The 1,549-nt window shown below is 61.8% G+C and carries 1 protein-coding gene; it reads left to right on the top strand.

Translation table 11 applies throughout. The features are described from left to right. Positions 1-88 precede the first annotated feature (88 nt). Positions 89-1,186: an IS110 family transposase gene (locus KVY23_RS24785; RefSeq protein WP_032375655.1), complete on the top strand. Its 1,098-nt coding sequence runs from the start codon at positions 89-91 to the stop codon at positions 1,184-1,186. Positions 1,187-1,549: the final 363 nt, after the last annotated feature.

The raw sequence follows: 1,549 nt of genomic DNA, 5'->3' as shown, positions 1-1,549 counted from the left end.
ATAGACGGTATGGAGGTCTTGGCTGGGGCCCCTCCGCATGTAAGCGTGGGTTGCCGACAGGAGTGGGTCCTGGCCGGTAGAGCCACAGATGTGGGAGGCCCCAGTGAAGAATCATCGTACGAGTGTTGGTTTGGATGTGCACGCACGATCGGTGGTGGCGTGCGGTTTGGATGGCGAGACGGGCGAGTTGTTCGAGCGTCGCATGTCGCCTGATCACAAAGAAATCCTGGAGTGGATTCGTTCGCTGCCAGGACTGGTGCATGTCGTCTACGAGGCGGGCCCGACCGGTTTCGGTCTGGCCCGTTTTCTGTTGGCCGCCGGTGTCGATTGTGTGGTGGCGGCACCGTCGAAAATTCAGCGTCCCCCTGGTGACCGCATCAAGACCGATGCCCGTGATGCCCGGCATTTGGCTCGGTTGCTTCATTTGAGTTCTATTGTGCCGGTTCTGATTCCGAGTACCGAGCAGGAGTCCGCTCGTGATCTGGTGCGAGCAAGGGAGGACTGCCGCGGCGATCTGGTGTCCGCACAGCATCGCCTGACACATGTGCTGCTGCGTCAAGGGATCATCTACAGCGGCGGCAAACCCTGGACCGCAGCCCACGATCTGTGGTTACGTCGCCAGCGGTTCGATTCACGTGCACTGCAGATCACCTACGACACCGCCTACGAGACCGTCATCGCCACCACCGAACGCCGGAATCGTCTCGATACCGCCATCGCGGACATGGCTGCGCATTCGTCGTTCACTCCGGTGGTGACCCGGCTGGGGTGCCTTCGTGGGGTGGCGACGTTGACAGCGTTCGGTTTGGCGACGGAGATCGGTGAGTGGGACCGGTTGACCGGCCGCTCGATCGGTGCGTTCGTCGGGTTGATCCCGACCGAGCATTCTTCCGGTGAATCCCGGTCGCAGGGCGGTGTCAGCAAAACCGGCAATGCTCACGTACGCCGACTGCTGGTCGAGGCTGCCTGGCATCATCGCAAGCCGTATCGGCCGGGGCGTGAACTGGTGGCACGGTGGAAGGCGTCGACTCCCAAAGCCAAAGCGCGAGGACATCAAGCGAACCGGCGGCTGCACGCACGGTGGGAACATTTCGACGAACGCGGTAAACGTGCGGTGGTCGCCAATGCCGGGATCGCACGAGAGCTGGCCGGCTGGTGCTGGTCGTTGGCCACGCTCGAGGAATGACTGAAGCTCCGACGCCGAAGTAGCGATCTGCGTCGGGATAGATGTCCGGAATGAACGGTCGACGACGATGTGGGATGTGGCCGAGCGTCTGGGAGTGACCCGCTAGCCGCCTATGAGCAATCCTCAACTGCGCGTTGGGATCACGCTCGACTCATAGACTTGCGATCCACTCCAGCCGAAACAGTCCGTCCTGCGGTAACCAACCCGCGTATATGAGAGTTGACGACGCGTCGAACACTACGACACGCTCACCTCCCACTCGCATCGATCACCATCCCGGCAACAGGAAGCGGTGGCACACACGACGGTGCGTGCCACCGCTTCACCATGCCGTCGTTGACAGGCCGACCTCCATATGAGGCG

The sequence above is a fragment of the Rhodococcus sp. I2R genome (assembly GCF_020889545.1).
Lineage (GTDB): Bacteria > Actinomycetota > Actinomycetes > Mycobacteriales > Mycobacteriaceae > Rhodococcoides.
The sequence above is the reverse complement of the archived record's forward strand: the minus strand, read 5'-3'. Positions and strand labels throughout refer to the sequence as shown.

Bases quoted from the DNA above. Each gene is read 5' to 3' on its own strand.
- KVY23_RS24785 (WP_032375655.1), top strand. From the start codon at position 89: ATGTGGGAGGCCCCAGTGAAGAATCATCGTACGAGTGTTGGTTTGGAT.